The sequence below is a fragment of the Actinomadura alba genome, from assembly GCF_014323705.1.
In the GTDB taxonomy this organism is placed as follows: Bacteria; Actinomycetota; Actinomycetes; order Streptosporangiales; family Streptosporangiaceae; genus Actinomadura_C; species Actinomadura_C alba.
Genome location: NZ_JABVEC010000059.1, coordinates 1 through 25,679 on the forward strand (window position 1 = coordinate 1; position 25,679 = coordinate 25,679).

Here is a 25,679-nt window from a genome sequence, read left to right on the forward strand (position 1 = left end):
GCTTCGCCAGTCGGCCGTATAGGAGGACGCAACAAACTGCCTGGAGCAGGCAGAGGCGAGGCGTCTGCACATCGCCGACGCCTCGCCTCTGAACTGCAATTTCACATCCGTGACGGCGCACCCGGCGGACGCACGGAGACGCATGACCTGACGGAGCACCCGCCCACCGGCCACCCCCATACACAGGCCGGACGGCTGTGATTTCGGACGTGTCGATGACCAACTCCACGGCGGCGACGAGAAGGTTCTCGAAACCGTGGCCGCCGCCGCGGACGGTCACCCTGCTCAGTTCTCACGTGAAAGTGGAGGTCTGTCAGCAGCTGTGGACCCACTCGTGGGAGCTGTAGTCGTTGTCGTTCATCCCGAGGTCGTAGGTCTCTCCGGGGTTGACGCAGACACCGCGGTCCGAGTAGTTGACGTTGAGGTAGGTCACGACGTTGTCGACACGGGTGGCGCTGCTCGCGCGGCGGTTGTACATGGACTCGGCGTTGTCGCCCATCGTCCCCCAGTTCGAGGAGTTCCCGGTCCAGTTGCGCATGGCGCCCGAGAATCCGTCGTTGATCCAGGCGCAGAAATTGTCGGTGGGGCAATCGTTCAGGCCGGCGTTGGCGGTGCCCGGGGCGGCCATAAGTGCCGCCGCCACGATGGGCAGGCCGATGGCCATTGCCTTGAGAGTCTTGATCATGAGGGTGTCCTTTCTGTTGTGTCCGGTCGTACGGTGCTGTGGTGCTAGGCGTCGGCCAGGACCCGCCTGGCCCGGGGGATGGCCTTGAGCTCGAAGGACTTCAGTGCGTCGAGCTCGCGCGCGAACCTCCTCTCGATCTCCGGTCGGTACCTCCGCTCCAGGGCACCGCTGGTTTGGGAGAACCTGGCGGAGGTGGCGCACTCGGCCTCGGTCACGGCCGCGGCGATCTCTTGCGGCTGGGCCTGCTCGCCGGCGGACTCCGGTGACGCGGGGGCGACAAGGCGGCGCAGTTCCCTCGGGGTGGACGCGGCATACCCGCGCTTGCGCACACACGTCACCCAAGCGGCGAGCCCGGTCCGGTACTCGGACGTTGCGATCACCTTGTCGTCGACATAGCTGTCGAAGTGGTCGACGGTCCGCCGCACGCGGTACCAGCCGGCGAGATCGCCGTAGAGGGTGCGTCGCGCTTCGGCGGTGCAGCCGTTGTCGGGCGCCGAGAGCCGGCCCATGCGGGGAAGGTCCACGACAAGCTGACGTCCGGATCCCATGAGCGTCCGGTGCCAGGCGTTCTGCCGCTCAGGTGTCAGCTTCTCCAGGTTGCCGACGTTGGCGTCCTTGCCCCCCGCGCCGGGTCTGCCGAGCAGGGTTCCGTACCCGTGCTTGCGGGCCCACCCGACATCGTCGAGCACGTAGCGGAAGTCCGGCTCCGTCGACGAAGGCGGCGGCTGCTCGGCGTACGCGAAGCCGTGCCGGGCCATGCAGCGGGCGATCAGCCGCTCCGAGGCCCGGTGGAGCAGCTCGTCATCGGTGGCGGCCACCGGCCGGTCGCCGGCGGACGGTGCATCCTCGGCGGCACCTGTTCCGTTGCCGGCGACCACCCACCCGGCCATAACGCCGAGGGCGATTCCGGCGGCGGCGGCGACCGTCAGGCGGCGCAGCCTCACACCCCTGTCCCGGGTACCGGTCGCCTCGCTTGAAGGCTCGGGATCGTGCCGGGGCTGTCGAGTCATGCGAAGTACTCCTGAACGTCGGTGTCACCGGCGCGATCGCGTTCGCCTGCGCGGCGGGCTGATCGCTGAGCCATCGTCGCAACCGCCGCATTCACACCAGCTTCAGAAGAGCTTCACCGCTGCTCAGGACGGATATACGAGCGAGCCCGCCGTCACGTCGGTGACGGCGGGCTCGGCTTCCTGACACTCTCCGACGGGATGTGCCTGTCACGCCGAGCGGCCAAGGATCGCTAGGGTGCTCGGCGTGGCCGATCTGTATGAGTTGCTGGTGACTGCTGATCTCCCGGATGACCTCTCGGAGGCCGAGGTGGCCGAGCTTCGCTGGCATCTCGGGCTTGGGCCAGAGCCTGAGGCGTTCACTATCGTGACCGGCTTTCCCGAGGTGTTCGTCGACGACTACGACGACCCCCAGGTTGCTGACAGTGGGGAGGGCTATTGGGAGACTCTGCGTCTTCCAGCGCTGGCGGAGCGCGGGCCGGCCCACAGGATCGGCGGAGTGCTCTTCTCAGAGCTGGCGCGTCGTGAAGGCCCTGCCCGCCCGGGCTGGGCGCTGACCTCACGCCAGGAGATCCACGCCGCGGAGTTCCAGGGGCCGACCGAGCTGATCCGGTGGCTGAGTGAACGGGTCAACGACCGGATGTTCGATCTCAGCCTGCACATGCGCTTCTATGAGGACGATGTTCTCCACCCAACCTCCCTCGAGAAGGACGAGCTCGTGATCCACGAGATCGTGTCCAAGACGCCCTCTCCACCCGTCCTTCGCCTGATCGCTGACGGCAAGCGGATCGAAGCGATCACCCAGGTCCGCTCGGACACCGGTATGAGCCTCGAGAAGGCCAGGAAATACGTCGATGCGCTGCGGACAGGCCACGTCATCTTGGTATAGGCGTCCGGTGGGCAGGGCGGCCGGGAAGTGAGACACCCCGGCTAGCCCACCAGGCTCGGTGACCTCCTTGCCAGCAGGTCCGCATGAATCCGCTGCAAGGTCGGATCGGGATCCACCCCGAGGTCGGCGGCGATCCGTGCTCGAACGATCTCGTACCGCGTCAGCGCATCGGCCCGGCGGCCGGACCGGTCGAGGGCGATGAGCAGCCGCGCCCACAACGGCTCCCGCAACGGATACCGTGCGGTCAGCTCACTGAGCTCCACCACCAGTTCCCCGTGCCGGCCGGCGGAGATGTCCAGGTCGAGCCGCCACTCGACTGCGGCGAGGTAGCTTTCGAGCAGCCATGGTGTCTGCGATTCCTCTAGCCAGGTGGAGGGCACATCCTCGAACGGCCTCCCGCGCCACAGATCCAGCGCCTCCGCGACCCGCGCCCGTTCCTCCACTGTGTCCGACGCCGCGGAGGCGGCCCTCAGCAGCCTGACGAAGCGCAGGGCGTCGACGTTTTCGGGATCGGCATGCAGGACATAGCCCGTGGGCGCCGAACCGATCGACTCGGCGCCGAGCGCGCTCCGCAGCCGCGCCATGTAGGTCTGCACGCTGCGGCGGGGGTTGCCGGGTGGGACCTCATCCGCCCACAGTGCCGTGGCCAGCCGATCGACCGGCACGACCCGGCCGGCCGACAGCGCGAGCACCGCCAGCAGGACTCGCAGCCGGCCCGCCGTCACCGCTACCGGGAGTTCGTCCACCGACAGGTCCAGGGGACCGAGCAGCCGGATGGAGAGGACCCCCCGCGCCGCCTTGGTCGGGCCACCGCGGGACGTGGCCATCGATTCCCCGCTCCGTGTGTTCACATCGCCCCCGAGATCTGTGCCTGGTGCCCATCGCCGGCCGGCACCCCGTCCTTTCACCGGCCCCGCCAGCGAGATCCGCACGTACATCGAAGGCGCGCTCCCGGTGGTCCGACAAGCGGTTGGACGAAAGCGAACGGAATCGGACGATCTGAAAGCGGGCGGATGATGGCGTGACCAGTGGCGACCCCGAATTGCCGTCCGCCACCACCAGGGTCGGCCGAAACCGGTTGCCCTTCACGGCTCGGCCGCGATTGGTCAGAATGAACGCCGTGGGGGACGTGGACGAGGGTGCCGAGCGCCGGTCGCGGGCACTGGTGCGGTCGCAGGCGCCGGGAGGGCTCCGACCGCCGGGGAACGACGGCGCCCTGGCACTGGCGTCCGGAGATGGCGACGAGGTGTGCCCGTACCAAGGGCTGGCGCCGTTCGAGACCGAGAGATCCGAGTTCTTCTTCGGACGTACGCGGGCGACCCGCAACCTCCTCGAGCGCCTCACGCCACGCCTGGAAGGGCAGGGGGCTGTCCTGCTGGTCTCGGGTGCCTCGGGTGTGGGCAAGTCGTCACTGCTACGGGCGGGGTTGATGCCCGCGCTCGCCGAGGGGATGCTGCCGATCGCCGGTTCGCGGTCCTGGCCGCGCCTGCTCATCACGCCGACCGCGAGGCCGCTGCGGGCACTGGCGGAGGCCTGGACCGAGACGTACGGCGGGGACGTCGAGACGGTCCATGAGCAGCTGCGCGGCGATCCGCGGCGGGCGCTGTCCGAGGCGCTGTCGCCGGTCGGCCGGCTCGTACTGGTCATCGATCAGTTCGAGGAACTGTTCACCCTGGTGACCGACGAGCAGGAGCGCCAGGCGTTCGTACGGGCACTGCACGCCATGGCCGACGGCGCCCCGGCCGCCGCAGTGATCATCGGACTGCGCGCGGACTACTGGGACCGGTGTGCGGCATATGCGCAGTTCGCCGAGGCCATCCAGGACGGCCAGGTCATCGTCGAGCCGATGACCGAGTCGGATCTCCGGCTGGCCGTCACCGGCCCGGCGGCCGCGGTGGGCCTGGAGATCGAGCCTGGCCTCGTCGAGACCGTCCTGGGCGAGCTGCACGCCGACCTGGCAGCCGGCGATACGTACGAGACAGGAGCCCTGCCCCTGCTGTCGCAGGCTTTGCGCAACACCTGGGACAGGCGCGAGAACGGCCGCCTCACCATCCGGGGTTACGAGGAGTCCGGCCGGGTCCGCGACTCCGTGCGGCGCACGGCCGACGAGGTCCTCCAGCGGCTGCCCGGGCAGGACCGCAAGACCGCGCTCAAGCTCTTCCGGCGAATGACCTTGATCACCGGGGGCGGCCGGGTCGCGCGGCGCAGGGCAACGCTCGCCGAGATCCACGCCGCCGCGTCCGCGAACTCGGCGGAGTCGCGAGCCCTGGTCGACGCGCTGCTCTCCGCGTTCGCCGCACAGCGTCTGCTCACCCTGCACGAGGACACCGTTGAGATCGCCCATGATGCGCTCCTGACCGCCTGGCCGGCTCTCCGGCAGTGGCTCGAACCCGACCTGACCGCGCAGACCGTGTACGACGGGCTCATCGAGGACGCCGCACAGTGGTCCGAGCACCACCGCGACCCCGCCTTCCTCTACCGGGGCGCCCGGCTGCTGTCGGTCCAGGACACCCGACCCCGCTGGGACCGCGACCCCGACAGCTTTCCACCGCCCGGTCCCACCGCGGAGGGCTTCATCGCGGCGTCGACGCGGGCGGCACGACGTGCCGGCCGCTTCCGCGGTCTCATCATGACGGGCCTCGCGGTGCTGTCGGTCCTCGCCCTCATCGCCGCCGGCGCCGCCATCAACGCGGCGAACGACGCCGAGCGCCAACGGAGCCTGGCGGTCTCACGCCAGCTGGCGGCGCAGAGCGAGGTCGCCGGCGACCCGACGGTCTCCGCACTGCTGGCCGTGGCGGCATGGCGGGTCGCTCCCACGGCCGAGGCCCGCCACCGCATGCTCGACGTGGCGACACGCCCCGACCGGGCGGTGCTCTTCGGACACGACAGACCCGTCACCGAACTGGTGTTCAGCCCCGATGGCTCGATCATGGCCACGGCGAGCAGCGATGGGGCCGTGCGGTTGTGGGACACGGCGTCGCGCCGGCAGCGCGGCGCCCCGATCGCCCTTTCGGATCCGGGGTGTTCTGTGGGCGTCAACGCGGCCTTCAGCCCCGATGGAAAGGTCTTGGCCACGTCCTGCTTCACCACCGTCCGATTCTGGGATGTCGCCACTCACCGGCCCTTGGGCATGCCGCTGGACACCAAGGACGCGGTGCTGGCGATGGCGTTCAGCCCGGACGGAAGGACTCTCGCGACCCCGAGTTACGAGGGAACCATCCGGCTGTGGGACGTTGCCACCCGCCGCCAGCGTGGGGACACCATCGGCCGCCCCTACCGCCGGGACGGCCGGAGGGCCGTCAACGCGGTGGCGTTCACCCCGGACGGGAAACGTCTGGCCACTGCCGGCTCCGACAACACCGCACGGCTCTGGGACACCGCCACACACCGTCAGGTCGGAGTGTTCGCCGGACACACCGACGACATTCATGACGTCTCCATCAGCCCGGATGGGACGATTCTGGCGACGGCGAGCACGGACGGGACCGCCCGGCTGTGGAATCTCGCCACGCATGACGAGATCGGCGGCGCTTTGCGAGAGCCGGGCAATGACCGCGGTTTCCACGGGATCGCCTTCAGCCCGGACGGGAAGAGGCTCGCCACCGCCGCAGCCGATGGCTTCACCCGGCTATGGGACACCGCCGGCCGCCGGCCTGTGGGTTCCGCACTCGCCGCTGAACGGCTACCTGCCCGAAGAGTGGCGTTCAGCCCCGCCGGCACGATCCTCGCGGGCGCCGGTGAGGACGGCGTGGTGCGCCTGTGGGACCCGGTGACCCACCGGCAGGTCGGCGCCGTGATGCCCGCACTGTCCGATGTCGTGTTCAGCCCGGACGGAAAGATGCTGGCCGCCCCCGGTCCGGCGGTTGCTCCTGGTTCCAGGGACGCCGATCGCGCGGTCCGGCTCTGGAATGTGGCCACCCAACGTGAGGTCGGTCGTCTCCTGCGGCCCGCGGACGGCCCGGCGTCCGGGAACGCCGGCGCTGTGTACGACATCAGATTCAGCGCCGATGGGAGGACGCTCACCACAGCGTCCGTCGGCGGTGCCATTCGGCTGTGGGACACCGCGACCCACCGTCAGATCGGCTCTCCCGTTTACTCGGACAAGGACAACTGGCACGTGGAGTTCAACCCCGACGGCAGGTTCCTCGCGGTTCCGCGTGATCGTTCCATCGGGTTCTGGGACGTCGCGGGCAGCCGGGAGAGCGGGTCCCGCATCACCGTGCCCGGCCACACCGACTCCATCCCGGCGATGGAGTTCAGCCCCGACGGCGCCACCTTGGCCACCGCGGGCCATGACCGTACCGTGCGACTTTTCGACGTGGCCACCCGCCGCCAGACCGGGGTCCCCCTGTTCGCCGCCACCGACGGCGGTCCTACCGATGACCTGGCATTCAGCCCTGACGGCAAGATCCTGGCCACCACGGGGGCCAACGGCACCGCGCGCCTCTGGGACATGGCGGGTCACCGCGAGATCGGGGCCCTCACCGGCCATACGGGCGGGATCACCGCGATCGCGTTCAGCCCGGACGGCAAGGCTCTCGTCACAGGCTCCGACGACGAGACCGTACGACTGTGGGATCTGCCGACCCACCGTCAGATCGGGGCTCCGCTGACCGGCCATACCGGCACCGTCACCGGGATCGCCTACAGCCCCGACGGAGCCACCGTCGCCACGGTGAGCAACGACGGCACCGCGAGGCTGTGGAACGTCGCCCTGACCGCCGACCCGGTCGCGACGGCATGCGCCAACGCGGGCCGTTCTTTCACCCGTGCCGAGTGGGAGCGCTATGTGCCGCAAGAGAACTTTCGGCGAATATGTCAGTGACTGCACACCGGCCGGTGAGAACGAAGCCCCTTACGGACGGACGAAGCGAGGATGTTCCTTCGAGGTTTCCGGCGGCGGACGGGCAGGCCTGCCCAGGAGCTGGCCACACTCTTCCGCTCGATCGTCGCCGACAGCCGGGAGATCCACCCGATCGCGGCCGACTTCCTGGACCATTTCATGGACGGCGCCGGTGCCTCCAGGACGATGTTGCCGCGCTGGCTGCGCTCGTTCAGAGTCATCAAGAAAGCCGAGCGCAAGAATCAGCGCCGGTTCGAACGGCGGCTCGCGCGAGAGGCAAAGCTGATCCCCGACGGCTCCTCGAAGTGGATGAACGACCACTGGGACGCGCGGATCAACGCGTTCATCGGAACGGAGCTGTTCTATGTCAGCCGGATGAGCGTGCTGCGGTCGCGGGGCTCGTTCGTCCTGACCCGGGCCGGCCGACAGGTGCGGGTGTCCGGCACGGTCCGCCACCACTGGTTCGATCCCTATGACTGGGACCGCGGCCGATGGGTCTACATCCCCCGGCACGGGTTCGTTCCCATCGCGGTCGGCCGGGACCTGGTCGAGTCCGACGAGGCGCGCAACTTCCTGATGGAGTCACGTCATGTCCAGACGCTGGAGGGCACCTGCCTGGACGGCCGGTGGCCTCGGCGCGGGAGGGCGACGTTCACTTGGTCGCTGGTGAGGACGGCGCGCCGATGACCGCGAACCGGTCCCGGCCGCCCGGTCCCACCGCCGCGGGCACCGCGGCGGACTTCGTCCGATCACTGGTGCGGCTCAGACGGTGGGCCGGGGAGCCACCGCTCAGCAGGCTCCGATCACTCGGCGGCCAGACGGTGACCCCGGACGGCGCCGCCGTCGACACGTTGCCCAAGAGCACGACCTCCCATGTCCTGCGGCAGACCGACAAGCTACCCCGATGGGATTTCGTCAAGGCCTTCGTCACCGCCTGCCTTCGCTACGGCGACTATCCGGCCGAGCAGATCCCCGGTGAGCTCGAACGCTGGCGGGCGGCCAGGAGCGCGCTGGCCCGGTCGGTCACCCCTGTGTCGCCCCCACCGGACACCGAGGAGCCGACGTCACCGGCGGCCGCGCCGGAGCCACTGGCGGAGACCCCGGTGGCAGCCGCGGCGGAGGTTCTGTCCGAGACATCGGTCGCAGGCACCGTGGCAGGTACGGCGCAAGCGACCGCAGCAGCCGTGGCGGGGGTCGCGGCGGACACCACCGGTCGTCCCGGCCCGGACCATGCCTTCGAACTTCTGGCACGGCGAGTGGCGCGGGAGGAGGACAGAACGCGTAAGGGGCTGCTCGGCGGCTACAGCATCGCGCCGGTCGCCTTCGGCACGCACGCGGACCCGATCCGCCCCGACGACGCGACGGGTGAGGTGAAGGGCGACCTGCACTCGGTCGGCCGGTTCTTCGGCGGCCTGCGCCCGCAGCGGCTGCTGGTCGTGGGAGAGTCTGGGGCGGGCAAGACGGTGCTCGCCATCGAACTGGTGCTGCGGCTCGTCGAACCCCTCGTGACCGCCGACGAGCGACCCGGTGGCCGGCCCATGGTGCCGGTACGCCTGAACGCGGCCCGATGGACCCTTGGCAGCCCGTTCGAGACCTGGCTGGCCGAGCAACTGGTGCAGGACTTCGGGCTCGCCGCCAAAGACGCGGCGCGGCTGGTGCGGGACCGCCGGGTGCTGCCGGTGGTGGACGGCCTGGACGAGTTGGACCCCGGGCCGTCCACGGGCCCGCCCCGCCGGGCGATCGGCCTGCTGGCGGAGCTCAACCGGTACAGCGACCTGTCCGGCCGGCGGCCTGGGGCGGTCGTCGTGACCTGCCGGTCCGACCGGTACGCCGAGCTGTCCGACGCCCGGGTCGGGCTCGACAACGCCGCCCGGATCCATCTTCACGACCTGACCGTCGAACACATCAGCGCATACCTGCACGCCCGCTGGCCGGACGGCCATCCTCGCGGTACGCACCGCGACGGCATCGAGGAGGCACTGTCCGGACCGTCAGGGCCGGCCGTCCACGCCGCCCTCGCCACGCCGTGGCGGCTGCTGCTGACGGCGACCGCCGTGGAGTCCGGCGCCGACCCGGCCGAACTGCTCCGGGCCGACCCGTACGCCGAGCCGGGCGAGGCGGCCGCCCGCATCGCCCGCGGGCTGCTCGGCACGTACGTGCCGGCGGCGACCGAGCTCACGCCGCGCACCGCCTACGGCACTCCGTACCAACCCGTACAGGTGCGGTCATGGCTCGTCCGCCTGGCCGCCCACCTGCAATGGCAGGCCGCCCACGCCGCTGAGACGGATCGGCCGCCGCCCGGCCTCACGGCCATCGACATCGTGCCGCACCTGCTGTGGCCGATCGGCGGCCGGCGCCGGGTCCGGGTGCTGCACTACCTGTGCTGCGTGGTGTTCGCGGTCGTCGCGATGCTGGCGTTCTGGACGGGTTCCGCAGTCGATGATCCCGGAGACCTGCGCGACGGACTCGACGTCGAAGAGGCGCTCACCTTGGCGCTCATGGCGGGCTGGGTGGGCATCGCCACCGGCCTGTCGCTGTCGTCGTGGCCGGCCGCAGCCGGTGGGCGGGCGAACGTCCCTCTCCGGCGACGCATGGCCGGCGGGCTGCTGGGAGCTGTGGTCGGCGGACCGGTCGGCGTGCTCGGCGGGATGGCCGGGTTCGTCCTGACGGACGGCAGGGTCTTCGGTCCCGTTTTCGCCACCGCCGCAGGGGCGGCCGGGGGCATGGTCTTCGGAGCGCTCATCGGGCTGACGGCCTCCGGGCGGCGGGGAGCCGAGCGCATGACCATTTCCGCGGCGGTTCGTGCCGAACCCGTCACCCTGCTGGGCTTCGGACTCTGCGGCGCGCTCACCGGGCTGCCGCCGCTGCGGCTCGCCCACGCCGGTCCGATGCCACTGGCCGTCGGGGGCCTGGGGGCCTTCGCCCTGGCGTTCGCGCTCGGGGTCGTCTTCAAGGTCGCGACGGGCGGCTGGAGCAAGGACGCGGAACTGGCTCACCCGCGAGAGGCCCTCCACCGCAACCCGACGATCGGAGTGGCCTTCGGCCTCACCGGCGGCGTCGCCGCCTTTCTCGTGTTCGTCATGAACCAGGGCGTCATCCAGTCGCTGGCGTGCGCGCTCATCGGCGGCGTGAACTTCGGCTTGGCCTTCGGCGCGATCGCCTGGTGCCGCACCATGATCGGCTTGGTGGTCGCAGCCGCCCGCGGTCTGCTCCCCCTGCGGCTGTGGACTTTTCTCGACTGGGCCTGCGAGGCCCGGTTGCTGCGCGTCAGCGGCGCCACTTACCAGTTCCGGCACCGCGAACTCCAGGACTTCCTGACACCATCCGAGGGCCCGACGGCGGCTGAGGTCGCTGGACGTCTGCAATCATGAACCATCGCCGATGCGGCGACATACGAAACCACCGATCTCCGCTTGGGCCTTCTTCGACTCAAGATGCCGTCTTGCGCGCGACAATGCCGTCTTTGTGAAAAGCTTGACGCGAGCTGTCAGGTTTCGGTGCGACGATCGAGCCATGGACGAGACGCCGAAGGCGCGCTTTTGAAATAGGTATGATTCGGTTCGTTCAAGCCGATCTTGTTGCCATCAATCCCAATAATCCGGTGTTCCAGCATCAGCAAGTGATCCAACCGTTCCTCTTGGAGGGTGAGGCCGAAGGGGCGACGGTGGCCGGGGGATTCTCTTGCGTGGGTTGGTGCACTTATGGCACTCAGAATTATCCGCTTCAGACGCTGACGCGTGACGACGTCGCCGAAGGCATCAGGAACTTCGGCACCACCGCAACCGCCATCGACGCGATAGGCTATATCGACACCACCCTCAATTTTACATTCGGCAAATCAGGAGCTCTCAGCCATACGCGCACGGCTCGCGGACCGCAGGTGCGTTGCGACACCGCCGTTCCACAATTCCCTCAGACCACAGGCTGCGTCTTCCGGCAGTACAGACCGGCTATGGACTACAGCCTGACCGGCCCCTACCCTCAACTGGCCGCCCATATCAAGAAGGCGCAAGAGTCCGGCCTTCCTGGCGCTCCTGGCGGCACGCCACTTAACCGCCTCATCGACCAACCTATGCAGAAAAAGAACGGCGACACCGCGTGCCCCCAGGCAGCGAGCGGCGGATACCCGCGGCCAGAGAATCACGACTGTGATGAATACCCCTTCCGCTCCACAAAACAGGGCGCATACACGGGAAATCCCGGCTATCCGAATGGCCCGATGCAGCCGTGGCCCGCACGGACATTCGACGGCTGCGAGATCAACGAACCTAGCCTCACTGGCCCAGACGGCTACAGCGTCTGCATGATCGACTCATGGCAGAACCAGCAGGGCGGCAATGCCCTCAATAACACTCTCTACGTACCGGAGCGGGTCCTCGACGGGGACGAATTCTTTGTGGAAATCCTTCCATAGAGGTGGCCGCAAGATACCATGGCGCCTATGAGCGAATCACAAATGACCGCCCATGAGAACATGGTGGTGGACTATCACATGTTCTTCCTGACCGAACACCGACTACAGCCCCAGGGCTTCGACTATGAGAATAGCCTCGTCGCGGTGGAACCTGGTTTTGCAGCGGTTCAAACCGGCATCGCCCAAGGCGACGTACGACTCACAGTCGAAGTTCATGATCAGGCCCCACCGGTTGATCTCACTGGATGGGAAGAGGCTGCAGAGGTCACGCTGGAGTCCGCCACCGGTCAAATGGTCGTCGCTGCGGTCATGGCCCACACACCGGATTTTCCTGTCCTCACACCTCATGGCCCCGGGCATTATCGCGTCCGTGTCCATGCTCGAGGCCGTGATACAGCGGTCGATGCGGTGGTCTTCGAACCGGTGGAGGACTACCTCATCCAGGTGTGGCCGGCTCCAACCGCGCCACAGATCATCTACAAGCAGACCGATGAGTACGGCGCCAGGCTGCTCCAAGCCGCAGCCAGGAGGAAGGCCGCCCGGGGCAAGTAGAGAAGCTCCTCCAGCAGGAGAGGACGCGATCCGCGTACATGGGCTCGCGTCCTCTCACTGCGAGAATGTAGCCCGACAATGTCGGTCAGAGCATTCCCTGGGCCTTTCAGATATGTCATGGGCCATGGCCTGCTCCTCGGTGGGCTTGAGCGTGCACATCCCCCGAGGCAAGGATGCCAAGGACCCGCTACATCCCCTGGTTTGGCAGCACACCGATCACACATCTCAAACAATGTCGTAAACGACAAGTCGGCGACATCTCATTTGAGAAAGCGAAAGATCATTTAAGAACCAATCGCTGGTACGGCGACGGCCTGGGTGTTCAGAGGGTCTGTCAATTTTCCGGTGTAACCAAGGTGGTTGATGGGGTTATTGGCGGGCTGCTGCGAGGCGGCCTTCGAAGGTGATCTCGAAGGCGTTCAGGGCGGCTTTCCAGCGGTTCATCCAGCGTTTGCGGCCCTTGCCGGTCGGGTCCAGGCTCATGATGGCCATGTAGACGCATTTGAGTGCGGCTTGCTCGATGCCCCTGTGTTTGTCAAGCGGCTGCCGGTGCGTTCTGGGTGGGGATCGCGGGGCGGATGATGCGGAAAAGGGTCCGGGCGAGGTAGCGCTTGAGGCAGCGCATGATCTCTCGTTTGGAGAGGCCTTCGGTGGTGCGACGGGTGACGTAGTCGCGGGTGCGTTCGTCGCACCGCATCCGGGTGAGGATCACCCGGAACAGGGCTGCGTTGGCCTGCCGGTTACCGCCGCGGTTCAGCCTGCGACGTCGGCTCTTGCCCGAGGAGGCCTCGACGGGGCTGACGCCGCACAACGCGGCGAAGGAGGCTTCACCTGCGAGGCGTTCGGGGTTGTCGCCTGCGGCGATGAGCAGGATCGCGGCCGAGTCGGAGCCGACCCCGAATTGGTCGAGGAGGTCCGGGGCGACGGCTTTGACGGCGTCGGTGATGCGCTTCTCCAGGTCGCGGATCTCTTCGTTGAGGTGCTGGATCCGGCGGGCGAGTAGCCGCAGGGTGTGCATGGCGGCGGAAGTCACGCCAGAGTGGTCCTCGGGGCGGAGTTCAGCGCAGCGTGCCACGAGCGTGATGTTGGTCAGCCCGGTCAGAGACGCGCGCAGCCACGGTTCGGCGTTGACCAGCAGCGTCTTCAGCTGGTTGATGGCCTGGGTGCGGGACTTGACCGCGGAGTCCTTCGCGACCTTGTAGATCCGCATCTGCTCGACCTGGCCGTCGCCGGCCTTGGGGGTCGCGGTGGCCCGTCCGGACAGCACCGCGAGAGCAGCGGCGTGGGCGTCGGTGGCGTCGGTCTTGCCGCGGCTGCGCCGCATCTGCCGGTCCGGCCGGTTCACCTCGGTGACCGTGACGCCCTCGGCCTGAAGATCGCGGGTCAGCGCCGCCCCGTAGGAGCCGGTCCCCTCCACGCCCGCCCGAACCACTTGCCCAAAGGTCCGGGCCCAGGCCAGCAGCTGCCGGTAGCCGGCATCGTTGGCAGCGAACTCCTGGCCGCCCAGCAGCACACCGAGGGCAGAGATGACCGCAGCGACGTGGATGTCCTTGTGCGTGTCCACCCCCAGAACAGCCTCGCCGAGGTTGGCGGGCTGACCGGCACGGTCGTGCTGCGGCATGCTGGAGGTGGCCATGTGGCTCCTTGATCGGTATCAGGGGGGTGATGGCCGACGCCGGGCCCGGAGCAGCGGTCAGAACTGTGACGGTGCTCTTGTTCGCAGCAAGGCCCCTATCGGGACACGCCTGCTCCGGGCCGGCGGCAGCAAGCACCACGTCGAGCTCACAGCCGACAGATCGAACACAAGGCACCCGAAGGGCCAGTTAGGGAACGGGTCAGGCAGCAAGCCGAAGTGACACAAACCGATCATCACAGTTGGGGAAGTGCCCGCGGGCCTTGACCGCCCGGCGGATGCGGGCGTTGACCGACTCGATCGCGTTGGTGGAGCAGATGACCTTGCGGATCTCGGGGTCGAAGTTCAGGAACGGCACGAACTCTGACCAGGCGTTCTCCCAGAGCCGGATGATGGCGGGGTACTTGGTCCCCCAGGCCTCGGCGAACTCATAGAACCGTTCCAGGGCTGCGGCCTCGGTCGCGGCGGTGTAGATCGGCTTGAGGGCCCGGGCGATGGCGTCCCAGTCTGCGCGGGAGGCATACCGGAAGCTGCCGCGGATCAGGTGCACGATGCAGGTCTGCACGATCGCCTGCGGCCAGACGGTGGCGACCGCGTCCGGCAGGCCGGTCAGCCCGTCGCACACGACCATGCACGCGTCGGTGACGCCACGGTTCTTCAGCTCGGTGAGCACGTGCAGCCAGTACTTGGCTCCCTCACCGCCATCGCCGGCCCACAACCCGAGGATGGCGCGACACGTCCATCTCGACCGCAACGCGATCGGGATCGAATGCGAGCCCCGCTGGGCCGGCTTGGCGCGCGCGAACCTCGACCACGCCCGCTACCAAGGCGCCATCGGCACCGGCGGAGTCATCACCGGTGACGCCCGCAACGCCGGCACTCTGGTCACCGACCCTCATGTGGCCGGGCAGGTTTCGCTGCTGCTGACCTCACCCCCGTACGGTCATCACACCCACGGTCATGTCAGCGCCGGCCGCAACAGCGGGCAGGGTGGTGTCCGTAAGCGGAACCACACCTACGGCAAGACCCCGCACAACCTCTCGCGGGGCAGCCACGACCGGCTCGTCTGCGGGTTCACCGACATTCTCGCCGGATGCCTGCCGCTGTTGCGGCCCGGCGGCATCGTCGCCATCACCACCCGCCCCTTCCGCAAAGCCGGACACCTGGTCGACTTCCCCGCCCAGGTCTGGGCGGCTGCTCAAGACGCCGGCCTGGAACCGGTGCAGCGGCTGGTCGCCCTGCTGTGCGGAATCAAAAACGACCGGTTGGTCACCCGGGCGTCGTTCTTCGCCATGCACGAAACCCGCCAAGCTCGCGCCGCGGGCCTGCCTCTGCACGTCAACGCCCACGAAGAAGTCCTCGTCCTCAGACGTCCACTCGACCCAGGCCAGGAGAGCGCCTCAGTCCCCCAGCGACAGGCCGATCGGTGATGTGGCATGTAGCGATGCGCATCGGCGGCATCGAAAGCTGGGTAGCGGTCCCGGCGTCTGGCATCTGGTCCAGCAAGGCTTTCGGCGGGGCTGGGCTTGACCGGCGGAGCCGAGTCGAGCGTCCATGTGCTGTGCCCTGGGCGGCAGGCCAGCCGGACGTGGCTGTCACACACCCCCCGAGTGATGGCCGGGGAGCGGGCGTCCGTGCCGCGGCCACCGCCCAGGGCCTCGCGCTTCTTTGTGATGAGAGCCGGTGCCGACCATTCGCCTGCAGTGAGAATGCAGGCGGTCTTTCGGGGTGTTGGGCCGGGTGTGGCGGTGTCGGCTGAGGTGCTGCTGTACACCCCGGAACAAGCAGCTGAGCTGCTTGGGGTGAAGCCATCGTGGTTGCGGCGTAAAGCTGCTGCGCGCGCGGTTCCGTGCACGTTCGTGGGCAAGCATCTTCGGTTCTCTCGCGCCGATCTGGAGGCCATCGTGACCGCGGGGGAGCAGACTCCCCGCGCTCTGCGACCTCGCGCGTAGCGGCCAACACCTGGATGGTCGTGTCACACAAATGGGCTTGAGCGCTGCCGTCGAGTCACGCGTTGATGACCCCTACCCATGCAGCCCCAGTCGGGGGTGCACCCCGACGAGCGAGAAGGAGATGGTCATGGCCTGGGCGGAGAAACGCGGACCGTGGTTTCGGGTCCGTTACCGCGACACCGCCGGGGTGGTGCACACCACCCCGGACAAGTACCGCACGAAGAGAGAAGCCCTTGATGCCGCGGAAGAGGTCGACACCGATACCCGCCGGGGTGTGTTCATCGATCCGAAGGCCTCCCGCACCAGCCTGGAGGAGTGGGCGGCGAAATGGCGGGCCGTGCACCACGTCTCTCCCGGTACCCAAGCGAAATACGACCAGTACCTCGACCACCACATCCTGCCCGCGTTCGGACAGGTCGGGTTGGAGGAGATCCGCCGTATGGCGGTCATCCAATGGGCTGGTGACCTACGCGGCCGCTACGCCGAATCGACCGTCCGCGGCATCGTGACGCTGTTCTCCCTGGTGATGTCGGCCGCGGCTGAGGAGAAGATGATCGCCTCTAACCCGATCCAGAGCCTGCGACTGGCAGGCAGTCGTACACATCATCGGGCCCCCAGCCTTCATCAGGCCAGGCACAAGCCCGTTCCCACCGGCGAGCAGGTTTTGGGCATCGCCAAGCGGGCAGGAGAACTGGGTGGGCGTACCGCCTACGCCATGGTCGTCACCGGCGCGTTCACCGGCATGCGGTGGGGCGAGCTCACCGGACTGGCCAAGCCCAACTGCCGCACCGCGGACGGATACCTCCTCATCGACCCCGACGTCGGGGCACTGCACGAAGTCGGCGGGAAGATGTGGCTGGGCCCGCCCAAGAGTAAGGCCGCCGCCCGCCGTATGACCTACCTGGCTTCCTTACCGAACTCCTCGACGTGGTGGCCGACAGCCATGACCATGAGCAGGTGTTCTGCGGGCCCAGCGGGGCGTGGCTGCGGCGGTCGAACGTCAACCGACGCCTCTGGCGGCCCTGCTGCGACGGAGACCCCGGACGAGACTGGCCGCCCATCCGCACCGGCGTGGTGTTCCACGGGCTGCGGCACTTCCACAAGACCGTCCTGGACGAAGCCGACCCACCCCCCGTGCTCATGCACGAGCGGATGGGCCACCACCTGCCCGGGATCCAGGGCGTCTACAGCCACGTCACGCCCATCATGCGCAAACGCCTGATGACCAAGCTCCAGCGTCGATGGGCCGCCCTCAACCGGCAGGGTTCACGCCCGTGACCACAACCCGCCATATCGCCGGTGGTGCTCCTGGCCGGGAGCGGTTGCTCCCGGTGACCACGACCCACCGACCACAACCCGCAGCTGGGTTGTGTCAGGGGCCCTGTGGAGCAGCGTGCTCCCGATTTGCTCCCGATCCACCCGGAAAACAAAGATCCCCAGGTCGGGATCTTGATCCTGACCTGGGGATGATGTGGTGGGCGATACTGGGATTGAACCAGTGACCTCTACCGTGTCAAGGTAGCGCTCTCCCACTGAGCTAATCGCCCGAGACTGACAGCAGTCGAGGTGGAGACGGGATTTGAACCCGTGTACACGGCTTTGCAGGCCGTTGCCTCGCCTCTCGGCCACTCCACCAGTGCGAGGCCGCACTGCCCGGCCTCTCCGAGCGGACGACGGGATTCGAACCCGCGACCCTCACCTTGGCAAGGTGATGCTCTACCAGCTGAGCCACGTCCGCATATTGTTCCCCGGGCCGGCATCGCCCCGGTGCGTTAACTCTAGCGGAATCCGGGACCTCTTTGTGCATGACCACCGCCTACGACGGGTGATCATATGCCGGTGCGGGCCGACCACAGCTCAGGGAATACGTCTTGATCCATTGCCCGGCGCAGCCACCCCAGGCCACTGGAACCCGCCGTGCCGGGTTTGGCGCCCATCGCCCGTTTCACCGAGGCATAGTGCCGTTGCCGCCACCGCGTGACCCGCTCGGCGACGTCAAGGAGCACCTCGGCGAGATCGGCCAGGTCGCGGTGCTCCGTGCCCGGGCCGTAGACCGTCTGCCACGCCCTCTCCACGTCCTCGCTCGGGTCGTACGGGGAGGTCCAGTCGCGGTCGAGGCTCGCCTCGGGGATCGGCAGGCCGCGCCGGTGCAGCAGAGCGAGTGCCTCGTCGTACAGGCTGGGCGTGCGGAGCGCGGCGGAGAGTTCGGCGTGCGCCTTGGGGACGCCCGCGTGAGGCCGCAGCATCGGCTCGGACTTGTTGCCGATCAGGAACTCCAGCCTGCGGTAGGCGGCGGACTGGAACCCGGACGCCTCGCCCAGCTGATCGCGGAACGCGTTGAACTCCACCGGGGTGAGCGTGGCGAGAAGGTCCCATGAGGTGACGAGGACATCTTGCACGTGGAGCCCGCGACGCAGCGCCGCGATCGCGCCCGGCACGTCGTCGGCGCGAAGTTCCTGCCGTGCCTGCGTCCACTCGTACTCGAGCAACCCGAAGAGCAGTTCCATGACCTGTGTGGTCACGATGAACGACATCTCGGCCGACACCCCGCTGCGCGGCTCCTGAAGGCGGTGCAGCGTGTCGATGTGGGCGTACGCGGCGTACGGGGTGTCGGCGGGCCCGAACGACAGCCTCGGTGCGCCCGGCTTGTCGGCCGCGATCGTGGTGTGCCGTTCCTGTCCCATTGTGCGCCCCCTGCTGACGTTTGTTGATCACTCCCATTCTGCGACGGTCCAGCCCCGCGCGGAATGGGCAGTGCAGCTTGATTGTCCAGTTCGGCTTAGCATATGAAACGTCATCATCATGCTCTGCTTTTCGATCGGGAGGTTCCATGGACGCGGTGGATCGTCGGCTGCTGGAGGAGCTGCAGAGCGACGCGCGGCTCTCGTTCAACGAGCTGTCGCGCCGGGTCAAGCTGTCCTCCCCGGCCGTGGCCGAGCGGGTGCGGCGGCTCGAGGCGGACGGCGTGATAATCGGTTACCACGCGCACGTCGATCTCGCCAAGATCGGCCGGCCGGTCACCGCGCTGGTGCAGGTGCAGTGTTACGGGCCGAACTGCATCCTGCGCGACCCCGGCGTGGTCAACTGGCCGCAGGTGCTGCAACTCCACCGCGTCACGGGGGCGGCGTGCTGCGTGTTGCTGGTGGCGGTGCCCACCATGCCGCAGTTCGAGCTCCTCATCGACCGTCTGGCGGATTACGGGCAGCCGTCGAGCATGCTGGTGCTCTCCAGCCCGGTGGAGTGGCGCCCGGCGGTCACGGCCGAGGGCTGATGCCCGGCCGCCCGTCCTGGTGAAAACGGCGCCCAGCCGCCCGTCCCGGTGAAGACGGCCGACGGCTGCCCGCTCACCGCCGTTCCCGTGAATCGCGCCTTGAACGGGCCTCGCCTCGATGTTCGCCCGGCGTTCACCGACGCCTCGGCTCGGCTCCCTGTCGCAAAACTATGTTCGTTTATGAGCCGAATGTCCGCGAATAGGTGGTTGCGATGCCGGTTCCCGCCGAGGCCAGTCCGCCATTACCCGTACGTGAGCGCAGATCCGGCGACGCGCCGCACCGGCCGCGCGATCCCTACTTTGACAACGTGAAGTTCCTCGCGGTCGTCCTGGTGGTGGTCGGGCACGCATGGGGCCCGCTCCGGGGCATGCGGCTCCGCGATACCGCGCACCTGTTCGTCTACACGTTCCACATGCCGCTGTTCATCGTGATCGCGGGCCACTTCTCGCGGCGCTTCGCGGTCAAGCAGGGCAAGGTCCGTGGACTGATCGTCGGCGTGGCCGTCCCGTATCTCATCTTCGAGGCCGCATACCCCCTGTACGTCAGCTTGCTGGGCGGCGCGCCGTTCGTCTGGAGCCCGCTGTCGCCGTACTACCTCACCTGGTTCCTGCTCGCGCTGTTCGCGTGGCGGTTGTCGACCCCGCTGTGGCAGCAACTGCGCTGGCCGCTCGCGGTCGCCGTGCTGATCTCCCTGATCTCGGGGGCGGTCCGGCTGCCCGACCCGGTCGTGACCCGGACGCTCGGATTCCTGCCCTTCTTCGTCATCGGCCTGCTGCTCACCGAGGACCATTTCCGGCTGCTCCGCACGCGGCCCGCCCGCGTCGCCGCCGTGCTGGTGGCGGCCGCGGCGGCGGTGGCCGCCGTCCTGGCCGCGCCGCACGTCGACCCCGAGTGGGTGGGCTATCGCTACCCGGACGAGCGGCTCGGCGTCTCACCCCTGGTCGCGTTCGGGGGACGGGCGGTCGTGCTGGTCTGCGGGCTGGTGATGACGGCGGCGTTCCTGGCGTTGGTGCCCGCCCGGCGGACCTGGTTCACCGAGCTGGGCAGCGCGTCGATGTACGTCTACCTGCTGCACGGCTTCGTCGTCCTCGGCGCGACGTACGCCGGCTGGTACTCCCTTGTGCGCGAGCTGGGGGCGGTCGGCGCGCTCACCGTCGTGACGGTGCTCGGGGCGGCCCTGGCGCCGGTGCTCGCCGGCAGACCGGTCCGGCGGGTGTTCCGCTGGGTGGTGGAACCACGGCTCGACTGGGCGTTCCGGCACTGAGGCGGCGCTCGCCCGCGGTGAACCCGGATCGGGGACTAGGCCGAGGACGGCAGGGAACCGGACGACGACCGTCGGCTTTCCCGATCCCGCAGATCGGCCACGAGCGCGGCGGTGACGGGCACCTCGAGACCGTGCCGCTCGGCGGCGCGCAGCACCGAGCCTCCGATCGCGTCGAGCTCGAGCTCCCGGCCGGCCTCCGCGTCACGCAGCATGGAGGACTTCATCCCCGCGTCGACCCGGTCGAGGGCCGCGACCACGTCCTCGGCGCCGAGCGTTCCGCCGGCGGCGCCGGCCACCGTGGCGATCTCACGCGCCACGGCCAGCAGCTCCGTCCGCCGGTTTTCGCGCACCTCGCCGATGGGTGTGCCGGCGTAGGTGGTCAGCAGCGCCAGCGACGCCAGGAACGACAGCTTGTCCCAGAGGACGGCGGTCTCGTCGTCGCGCACTGTCACGTCGATCCCCGCCCGGCCGAGCCCCTCGGCGAGCCCGTCGAGCCGGTCGCGGGGTGTGGCGTGGCTCGCCAGTTCGATGGCGGCGAAAGGGCTGACGTGCTCGATGAGGCCCGGGGCGAGCCGGGTCGACTCCACGCGGATGGTGCCGGCGACCACCTGGGGCGCGGGGTAGCGCTCGCGCAGTGCCGTCATGTGCTCGGCACCGTTGAGCAGCGGCACCACCAGAGCCCGGCCGAGCGCGTCCGCCGACAGGCGGGTGAGGGCCGGGTCGAGCGCCGTCTGCTTGACGGCGATGAGACACGCGTCGACCGGTTCGTCGAGCTCGGTGCGCGCGTCGACCGGCACGGTGAAGTCGCCGTACCGGTGGCTGCGCACGGTGAGGCCGTCCCGCCGCAGCGCGGCGGCCGTGTCCGGGCGGGCCAGGAACACCACCCGCCGGCCGGCGCGCGCCAGGAGAGCGCCGAGCAGCCCGCCGACACCACCGGGGCCGAGTACGGCGATCGTCGCGTCCGTCGACTGCACTTGTCCTCCAACGTCGTCGGTCTGTTGAGCGAACCCCGTCATATAGCGTGTCCGGGTGCCATTTGGTAAGGACTGCCATAAAGAGGGCGACTCATCCAACCGTTCCGACTCCGGACGGCGGCCCGGCCCCAGACCCGCTCCCAGCAGGTTCAGCGGCGTCGCACGCGCCGCCTTCGCCGACATCACGCCACTGAGGACGAGCGTCGACTATCGCCGTCTGTGGTTCGGTCACACCGTATCCTCCATCGGCCAGCAGATGACCGCGGTCGCAGTCTCGGTCCAGGTCTACGCGCTCACCGGCTCGACCTTCGCCACCGGCATGGTGGGCCTGTGCTCCCTGGTGCCGCTCGTGGTCTTCGGCCTGTACGGCGGCGCGATCGCCGACACCGTCGACCGCCGCAAGCTCGGTCTCGTCGGCTCGTTCGGCCTGGCCCTGCTCTCGGCCGTCCTGGCGGCACTGGCGCTGACGGATTCGCCCCACGTCGTCGTCCTTTACGTGGTCGTCGCGCTGCAGGCGATGTGCTACGCGGTGAGCACGCCGGCGAGGTCGGCCATGATCCCACGGCTCGTGCCCGCCGAGCAGCTTCCCGCCGCGAACGCCCTGTCCACCGTCAGCATGAATCTCAGCCTCACTGCCGGGCCGATGCTGGGCGGGATCCTGATCGGCTTCTGGGGCTACCAGGCGGCGTACTTCGTGGACACCGTGGCCTTCACCGCCACGCTGTACGCCATGTGGCGGCTGCCCGCGATGCGCCCGGGAGGCGAGCGCGAGAGACGCGCCAGGGTGCTCCAGGGACTGCGCTTCCTCGGCGAGCGGCCGAACCTGCGCATGAGCTTCCTGGCCGACATGGCCGCCATGATCTTTGGCATGCCACGAGCGCTCTTCCCCGCGATAGCGGTGGGCTTCTACGCCGGCGACGCCCGGACGGTGGGGCTGCTCACGTCGGCACCTGCGGTGGGCGCACTGGCCGGTGCGCTGCTGTCCGGATGGGTCGGCCGGGTGCACCGGCACGGCCTCGCGGTCACGTGGGCGGTCATCGCCTGGGGGCTCGCCATCGCCGGGTTCGGACTCGTACGGTATCTGGGACTCGGCCTGTTGCTCCTCGCGGCGGCGGGGTGCGCCGACAGCATCAGCAGCATCTTCCGCAATACGATCCTGCAGGTCGCCGCACCGGACGAGATGCGGGGCAGGCTCCAGGGCATTTTCATCGTGGTGGTGGCCGGGGGCCCGAGGCTGGGGGACTTCGTCTCCGGAACGGTCGCCGAACTGACGTCGCCGGGGTTCGCCGTGGTCGGCGGCGGCCTGGCGTGCGTAGCGGTGATGCTGCTGCTCCTCACGCGATGGCCGGGCTTCGTGCGCTACGACGCGCGGCACCCGACACCGTGACGCGCGAGAACGCGATCCGCCGGCGAGCGGGTGCCGCCGCGCGTCAGCCGAGCCGGTCCGCGTACATCGTCTCGAGTTCCCCGGTCCGCTCGGCCGGCCGGGACCGAGACGATCCGAACAGGGTGGCGAACAAGGCCTCGAGGTAGGTCTGCCACGCGGCGAGCGCGGTCGGCAGCACGTCCGCCAGCCCCGAGGGGACGGTCTGGGTGATCACGATCCGGTGGCCGGACCGGGGATCGGTCAGCACCTCGCAGCGGACCCGCCCGGCCGGAGCCCCATCGTGCAGCCAGATGTACTCGAGGACATTCGGAGGGTCGACCTCCGTGATCGGGCCGGCGAGAACGTGGCCGTTGGTGGCGGCCGGCGGTGGGGGAGCGCCCACGGCAAGGTCGTCGCGCGCCGCCTCGGCGGTGTCCTGGTCCGTCGCGCCGGCCGCCCGCCCGGTGAGCGCCGCCCACACGTGCGCGGCGGGCCGCCACACCAGATCGCGCTCGAAGCGCACCAGGTGGCCCTCGGGATGATCGAGCACCGTGCCCTCGGCCAGTCCGAACCGGTCGACGTAGTCGGCGATCCGGTCGAACATGTCCTCCGGCGGTGCCTCGTGCGGCCCGCCGTCCAATCGAGCGGTCAGTGCCCGCAGGCACTGCACCCAGCCGGCGGCGTTGCGCCCCGCCGACAGCGCGCCGCCGGTCTCCTCGCTGAGCACGTGGGAGAACAGGAGGCGGCATCCCGGCCCGTCCGGGACGATCTCGAGCCGCAGCACGTCGCCGTTCCAGCGGAAGGCGAACACCTTCGGCGGATCGAACTCGATGATCTCGCCCTCCGTGGTGTCGTCCGCGCCCTCGAAGGTGAAGCGCATCGCCGCGCCGACCTTCGGCTCGGTCTCGACGCGGGCGGGGAACCAGTGCGCCATCTCGGCCGGCTCGGTGACGGCCCGCCACACCTTCTCGGGCGCGTGGGCGAGCCGTCGCTCCAGCCTCACCACCGGATGTCCATCGATCGTCCGAAGGGTCGCGGGGTCGTCGCCCACAGCATGTCCTCTCTCATGGTGCCGAGGCCGCTCCGGTCCGGCGTCCCGCACCCGTTCGTGCGCGGGACGCCGTACGGAGTCCGCCCGGCAGGCAGTTGCCGGGTTAGTAATATAACCACACAGGCATACTCGCCTCAACGAGGAGCCGTTCGCAGAGCGCGGACGCAGGTCAGAACAGGATCGTGATGGTGGTCAACGCGAGCCCGTCCCGTACCATCCACCGGCCGTGCAGCGTTCCCGCCAGCGGCGGGGGAGCGGGCACGAGCAGCCGCGCGGTGAAGACTCCGGCGTCCGGATCGGGGGTCACGACGGCGTCCTCGAAACCGAGCCAGCGCCCGGCGACCGGAAACCAGACCTTGTAGATCGACTCCTTGGCGCTGAACAGCAACCGGTCCCAGCAGACCTTCGGCGCGGCGGCCCGCAACTCCGGCAGGAGCGTGAGCTCCCCGGGCGTGGCGATCTGATCGAGGACCCCGTCGGGAAGCAGGTCGTGCGGCTCCGCGTCGATCCCGACGGCGGTCACCTCGGACGCGCGGGCCACGGCGGCGGCGCGATACCCGGCGCAGTGGGTGATCGATCCGACGATCCCCGCCGGCCACCGCGGTGCCCCCCGCTCACCGGGCAGGAGCGGCGCCGGAGGCACGCCGAGCCCGGCCAGCGCCCGGCGCGCGCACGCCCGGCCCGCGGTGAACTCATGGCGCCGCTTGTCCACGGAACGTGCGATCACTTGCTCCTCCTCGGGGAAGAGCTCCGCGTGGGAGAGCTCCTCGCCGAACGCCTCGGCGGTCACGACGCCGCGCGGCAGGATCTCGTCGATCACTCCGGACCCGCCTTCGTCGGAAGTATGCGGCACAGTCTCCCCGGTGTGCCGTCCCGGCGTCGCCACTCCCGCGGATATCCGACGGAGACCTCCTCGAACCGGACACCGTCGATCCACATGGTCCGCGGGATGTGCAGGTGGCCGTAGACCGCCGCGGTCGCGCGGAACCTCACATGCCACCGCGCCGTACGCTCCGTGCCGCACCACAGGGCGAACTCCGGGTGGTGAAGCACCCGCGTGGGATCGCGCACGAGCGGCCAGTGGCTCACCAGCACGGTGGGCAGGTCCGGGCTGAGCTCGGCGAGCCGCCGCTCGGTCGTCTCGACTCGCGCCCGGCTCCAGGCGTCGCGGGTCGGATAGGGATCGGGGTGCAGGAGGAATTCGTCGGTGCACACGACGCCCGCGTCGTACGCCCGCGCCAGTGCTGCCTCCTTCGTGGCGGTTCCGGCCGGGAAGTACGTGTAGTCGTACAGCAGGAACAACGGGACGACCGCGACCGGTCCGCCTTCGCCCCGCCAGATGGGATAGGGATCCTCCGGGGTCACGATGCCGAGCCGCCGGCACAACTGCACCAGATGGTGATAGCGCGCCTCACCCCTCAGCTGCACCGGATCCTGCGGCGGTGTCCACAGTTCGTGGTTGCCCGGTGCCCACACGACGGTCGCGAAGCGCTCGCTGAGCGTGCGAAGCGCCCACTCGATGTCGGCCACGAACTCGCCGACGTCCCCGGCGACCAGCAGCCAGTCGGCGTCGGACTCGGGGCGCAGGTCCTCGACGATCCGGCGGTTCTCCTCGTGGCCGACGTGCAGGTCGCTGATGGCGAACAGGTTCGCCGTCCCGTCACCCATGGGCACGTGGCGCGCCGGAGAGCCGGTCGCCGCCGGTCGCGGTACGGGCGTTCGGAGGATGGTGGTCGTCTTCCCCGTTCTCGGTCATATCGTCCCCTCGTGTCCTTCC

Annotated in this window: 21 protein-coding genes, 3 tRNA genes and 2 pseudogenes; 12 read left to right on the forward strand and 14 right to left on the reverse strand. The window is 69.0% G+C overall.

The window, feature by feature from the left end; all coding sequences use genetic code 11:
• Nucleotides 1-313 precede the first annotated feature (313 nt).
• Together HKK74_RS37490 and HKK74_RS37495 are read right to left on the reverse strand one after the other, a co-directional pair.
• Nucleotides 314-685, reverse strand: a complete 372-nt coding sequence (locus HKK74_RS37490) for a peptidase inhibitor family I36 protein (RefSeq protein WP_187248192.1) — start codon at nucleotides 683-685, stop codon at nucleotides 314-316.
• Between the two features lie 44 nt (nucleotides 686-729).
• The gene (locus HKK74_RS37495) at nucleotides 730-1,695 is read right to left on the reverse strand and encodes a hypothetical protein (protein WP_187248193.1); all 966 of its coding nucleotides are present in this window, start codon (nucleotides 1,693-1,695) and stop codon (nucleotides 730-732) included.
• 235 nt (nucleotides 1,696-1,930) lie between these two features.
• On the opposite strand from HKK74_RS37495, the gene HKK74_RS37500 reads away from it, so the two are divergent.
• Nucleotides 1,931-2,581, forward strand: a complete 651-nt coding sequence (locus HKK74_RS37500) for a hypothetical protein (protein ID WP_187248194.1) — start codon at nucleotides 1,931-1,933, stop codon at nucleotides 2,579-2,581.
• Between the two features lie 41 nt (nucleotides 2,582-2,622).
• Here the strand turns inward: HKK74_RS37500 and HKK74_RS37505 are convergent, their stop codons facing one another.
• The gene (locus HKK74_RS37505) at nucleotides 2,623-3,408 is read right to left on the reverse strand and encodes an AfsR/SARP family transcriptional regulator (protein ID WP_187248195.1); all 786 of its coding nucleotides are present in this window, start codon (nucleotides 3,406-3,408) and stop codon (nucleotides 2,623-2,625) included.
• 293 nt (nucleotides 3,409-3,701) lie between these two features.
• Here HKK74_RS37505 and HKK74_RS41745 point away from each other — a divergent pair, with 293 nt between their 5' ends.
• The 5 genes from HKK74_RS41745 (at nucleotide 3,702) to HKK74_RS37530 (ending at nucleotide 12,390) form a co-directional block, all read left to right on the forward strand.
• Nucleotides 3,702-7,406: an nSTAND1 domain-containing NTPase gene (locus tag HKK74_RS41745; protein ID WP_187248196.1), complete on the forward strand. Its 3,705-nt coding sequence runs from the start codon at nucleotides 3,702-3,704 to the stop codon at nucleotides 7,404-7,406.
• A gap of 51 nt (nucleotides 7,407-7,457) precedes the next feature.
• Entirely contained in the window at nucleotides 7,458-8,111 is a 654-nt protein-coding gene (locus HKK74_RS37515) for a hypothetical protein (RefSeq protein WP_187248197.1), read from the forward strand.
• Nucleotides 8,108-10,795, forward strand: coding sequence for an NACHT domain-containing protein (locus tag HKK74_RS37520; protein ID WP_187248198.1), 2,688 nt, complete (start codon nucleotides 8,108-8,110; stop codon nucleotides 10,793-10,795). The genes HKK74_RS37515 and HKK74_RS37520 overlap by 4 nt, the downstream gene beginning before the upstream one ends.
• Before the next feature lie 179 nt (nucleotides 10,796-10,974).
• Nucleotides 10,975-11,838 carry a hypothetical protein gene (locus HKK74_RS37525; protein ID WP_187248199.1) on the forward strand — a complete coding sequence of 288 codons (864 nt, stop codon included), beginning with the start codon at nucleotides 10,975-10,977 and terminating at the stop codon, nucleotides 11,836-11,838.
• Nucleotides 11,839-11,865: 27 nt separating this feature from the next.
• Nucleotides 11,866-12,390, forward strand: a complete 525-nt coding sequence (locus HKK74_RS37530) for a hypothetical protein (protein WP_187248200.1) — start codon at nucleotides 11,866-11,868, stop codon at nucleotides 12,388-12,390.
• Nucleotides 12,391-12,759: 369 nt separating this feature from the next.
• Here HKK74_RS37530 and HKK74_RS37535 read toward each other — a convergent pair.
• The 3 genes and pseudogenes from HKK74_RS37535 to HKK74_RS37545 all read right to left on the reverse strand — a co-directional run.
• A pseudogene (locus tag HKK74_RS37535) lies at nucleotides 12,760-12,909 on the reverse strand (IS256 family transposase); the annotation flags it as partial.
• A gap of 16 nt (nucleotides 12,910-12,925) precedes the next feature.
• Nucleotides 12,926-14,026, reverse strand: a complete 1,101-nt coding sequence (locus HKK74_RS37540) for an IS110 family RNA-guided transposase (protein WP_187248201.1) — start codon at nucleotides 14,024-14,026, stop codon at nucleotides 12,926-12,928.
• A 241-nt stretch (nucleotides 14,027-14,267) separates the two neighbouring features.
• Nucleotides 14,268-14,756, reverse strand: a pseudogene (locus HKK74_RS37545) (IS256 family transposase); the annotation flags it as partial.
• Between HKK74_RS37545 and HKK74_RS37550 the strand changes: the two are divergent.
• The 3 genes from HKK74_RS37550 (at nucleotide 14,749) to HKK74_RS37560 (ending at nucleotide 17,197) form a co-directional block, all read left to right on the forward strand.
• On the forward strand, nucleotides 14,749-15,453 hold the full coding sequence (locus HKK74_RS37550) for a TRM11 family methyltransferase (RefSeq protein WP_187248202.1): 705 nt from the start codon (nucleotides 14,749-14,751) through the stop codon (nucleotides 15,451-15,453). The pseudogene HKK74_RS37545 and the gene HKK74_RS37550 sit on opposite strands and share 8 nt — an antisense overlap.
• 279 nt (nucleotides 15,454-15,732) lie before the next feature.
• Complete coding sequence (locus tag HKK74_RS37555) at nucleotides 15,733-15,975, forward strand: helix-turn-helix domain-containing protein (RefSeq protein ID WP_246492386.1); 243 nt, start codon at nucleotides 15,733-15,735, stop codon at nucleotides 15,973-15,975.
• Nucleotides 15,976-16,102: 127 nt separating this feature from the next.
• Entirely contained in the window at nucleotides 16,103-17,197 is a 1,095-nt protein-coding gene (locus HKK74_RS37560) for a tyrosine-type recombinase/integrase (protein WP_187248203.1), read from the forward strand.
• A gap of 250 nt (nucleotides 17,198-17,447) precedes the next feature.
• Here HKK74_RS37560 and HKK74_RS37565 read toward each other — a convergent pair.
• From HKK74_RS37565 to HKK74_RS37580, 4 genes are all read right to left on the reverse strand, one after another.
• Nucleotides 17,448-17,522, reverse strand: a tRNA-Val gene (locus HKK74_RS37565).
• A 17-nt stretch (nucleotides 17,523-17,539) separates the two neighbouring features.
• A tRNA-Cys gene (locus HKK74_RS37570) sits at nucleotides 17,540-17,610 on the reverse strand.
• Nucleotides 17,611-17,640: 30 nt separating this feature from the next.
• Nucleotides 17,641-17,713, reverse strand: a tRNA-Gly gene (locus HKK74_RS37575).
• 91 nt (nucleotides 17,714-17,804) lie between these two features.
• Nucleotides 17,805-18,659 (reverse strand): tryptophan 2,3-dioxygenase, encoded by an 855-nt coding sequence (locus HKK74_RS37580; RefSeq protein WP_187248204.1) that lies wholly within the window; start codon nucleotides 18,657-18,659, stop codon nucleotides 17,805-17,807.
• A 146-nt stretch (nucleotides 18,660-18,805) separates the two neighbouring features.
• Between HKK74_RS37580 and HKK74_RS37585 the strand changes: the two genes are divergently transcribed.
• Together HKK74_RS37585 and HKK74_RS37590 are read left to right on the forward strand one after the other, a co-directional pair.
• Nucleotides 18,806-19,246, forward strand: a complete 441-nt coding sequence (locus HKK74_RS37585) for an Lrp/AsnC family transcriptional regulator (RefSeq protein WP_187248205.1) — start codon at nucleotides 18,806-18,808, stop codon at nucleotides 19,244-19,246.
• 212 nt (nucleotides 19,247-19,458) lie between these two features.
• Nucleotides 19,459-20,511, forward strand: coding sequence for an acyltransferase family protein (locus HKK74_RS37590; RefSeq protein WP_187248206.1), 1,053 nt, complete (start codon nucleotides 19,459-19,461; stop codon nucleotides 20,509-20,511).
• A gap of 35 nt (nucleotides 20,512-20,546) precedes the next feature.
• On the opposite strand, the gene HKK74_RS37595 is transcribed toward HKK74_RS37590, so the two are convergent.
• A complete protein-coding gene (locus HKK74_RS37595) occupies nucleotides 20,547-21,485 on the reverse strand; it encodes a ketopantoate reductase family protein (RefSeq protein ID WP_222723219.1) in 939 nt (312 codons plus the stop codon).
• A gap of 55 nt (nucleotides 21,486-21,540) precedes the next feature.
• Here HKK74_RS37595 and HKK74_RS37600 point away from each other — a divergent pair, with 55 nt between their 5' ends.
• Entirely contained in the window at nucleotides 21,541-22,872 is a 1,332-nt protein-coding gene (locus HKK74_RS37600; RefSeq protein ID WP_187248208.1) for an MFS transporter, read from the forward strand.
• 43 nt (nucleotides 22,873-22,915) lie between these two features.
• Here HKK74_RS37600 and HKK74_RS37605 read toward each other — a convergent pair whose 3' ends face one another.
• The 3 genes from HKK74_RS37605 to HKK74_RS37615 form a co-directional block, all read right to left on the reverse strand.
• A complete protein-coding gene (locus tag HKK74_RS37605; RefSeq protein ID WP_312882178.1) occupies nucleotides 22,916-23,902 on the reverse strand; it encodes an SRPBCC family protein in 987 nt (328 codons plus the stop codon).
• Between the two features lie 169 nt (nucleotides 23,903-24,071).
• Entirely contained in the window at nucleotides 24,072-24,722 is a 651-nt protein-coding gene (locus HKK74_RS37610; RefSeq protein ID WP_187248209.1) for a 4'-phosphopantetheinyl transferase family protein, read from the reverse strand.
• Complete coding sequence (locus tag HKK74_RS37615) at nucleotides 24,719-25,570, reverse strand: metallophosphoesterase family protein (protein ID WP_187248210.1); 852 nt, start codon at nucleotides 25,568-25,570, stop codon at nucleotides 24,719-24,721. Before HKK74_RS37615 ends, HKK74_RS37610 begins: the two co-directional genes overlap by 4 nt.
• Between the last annotated feature and the right edge of the window lie 109 nt (nucleotides 25,571-25,679).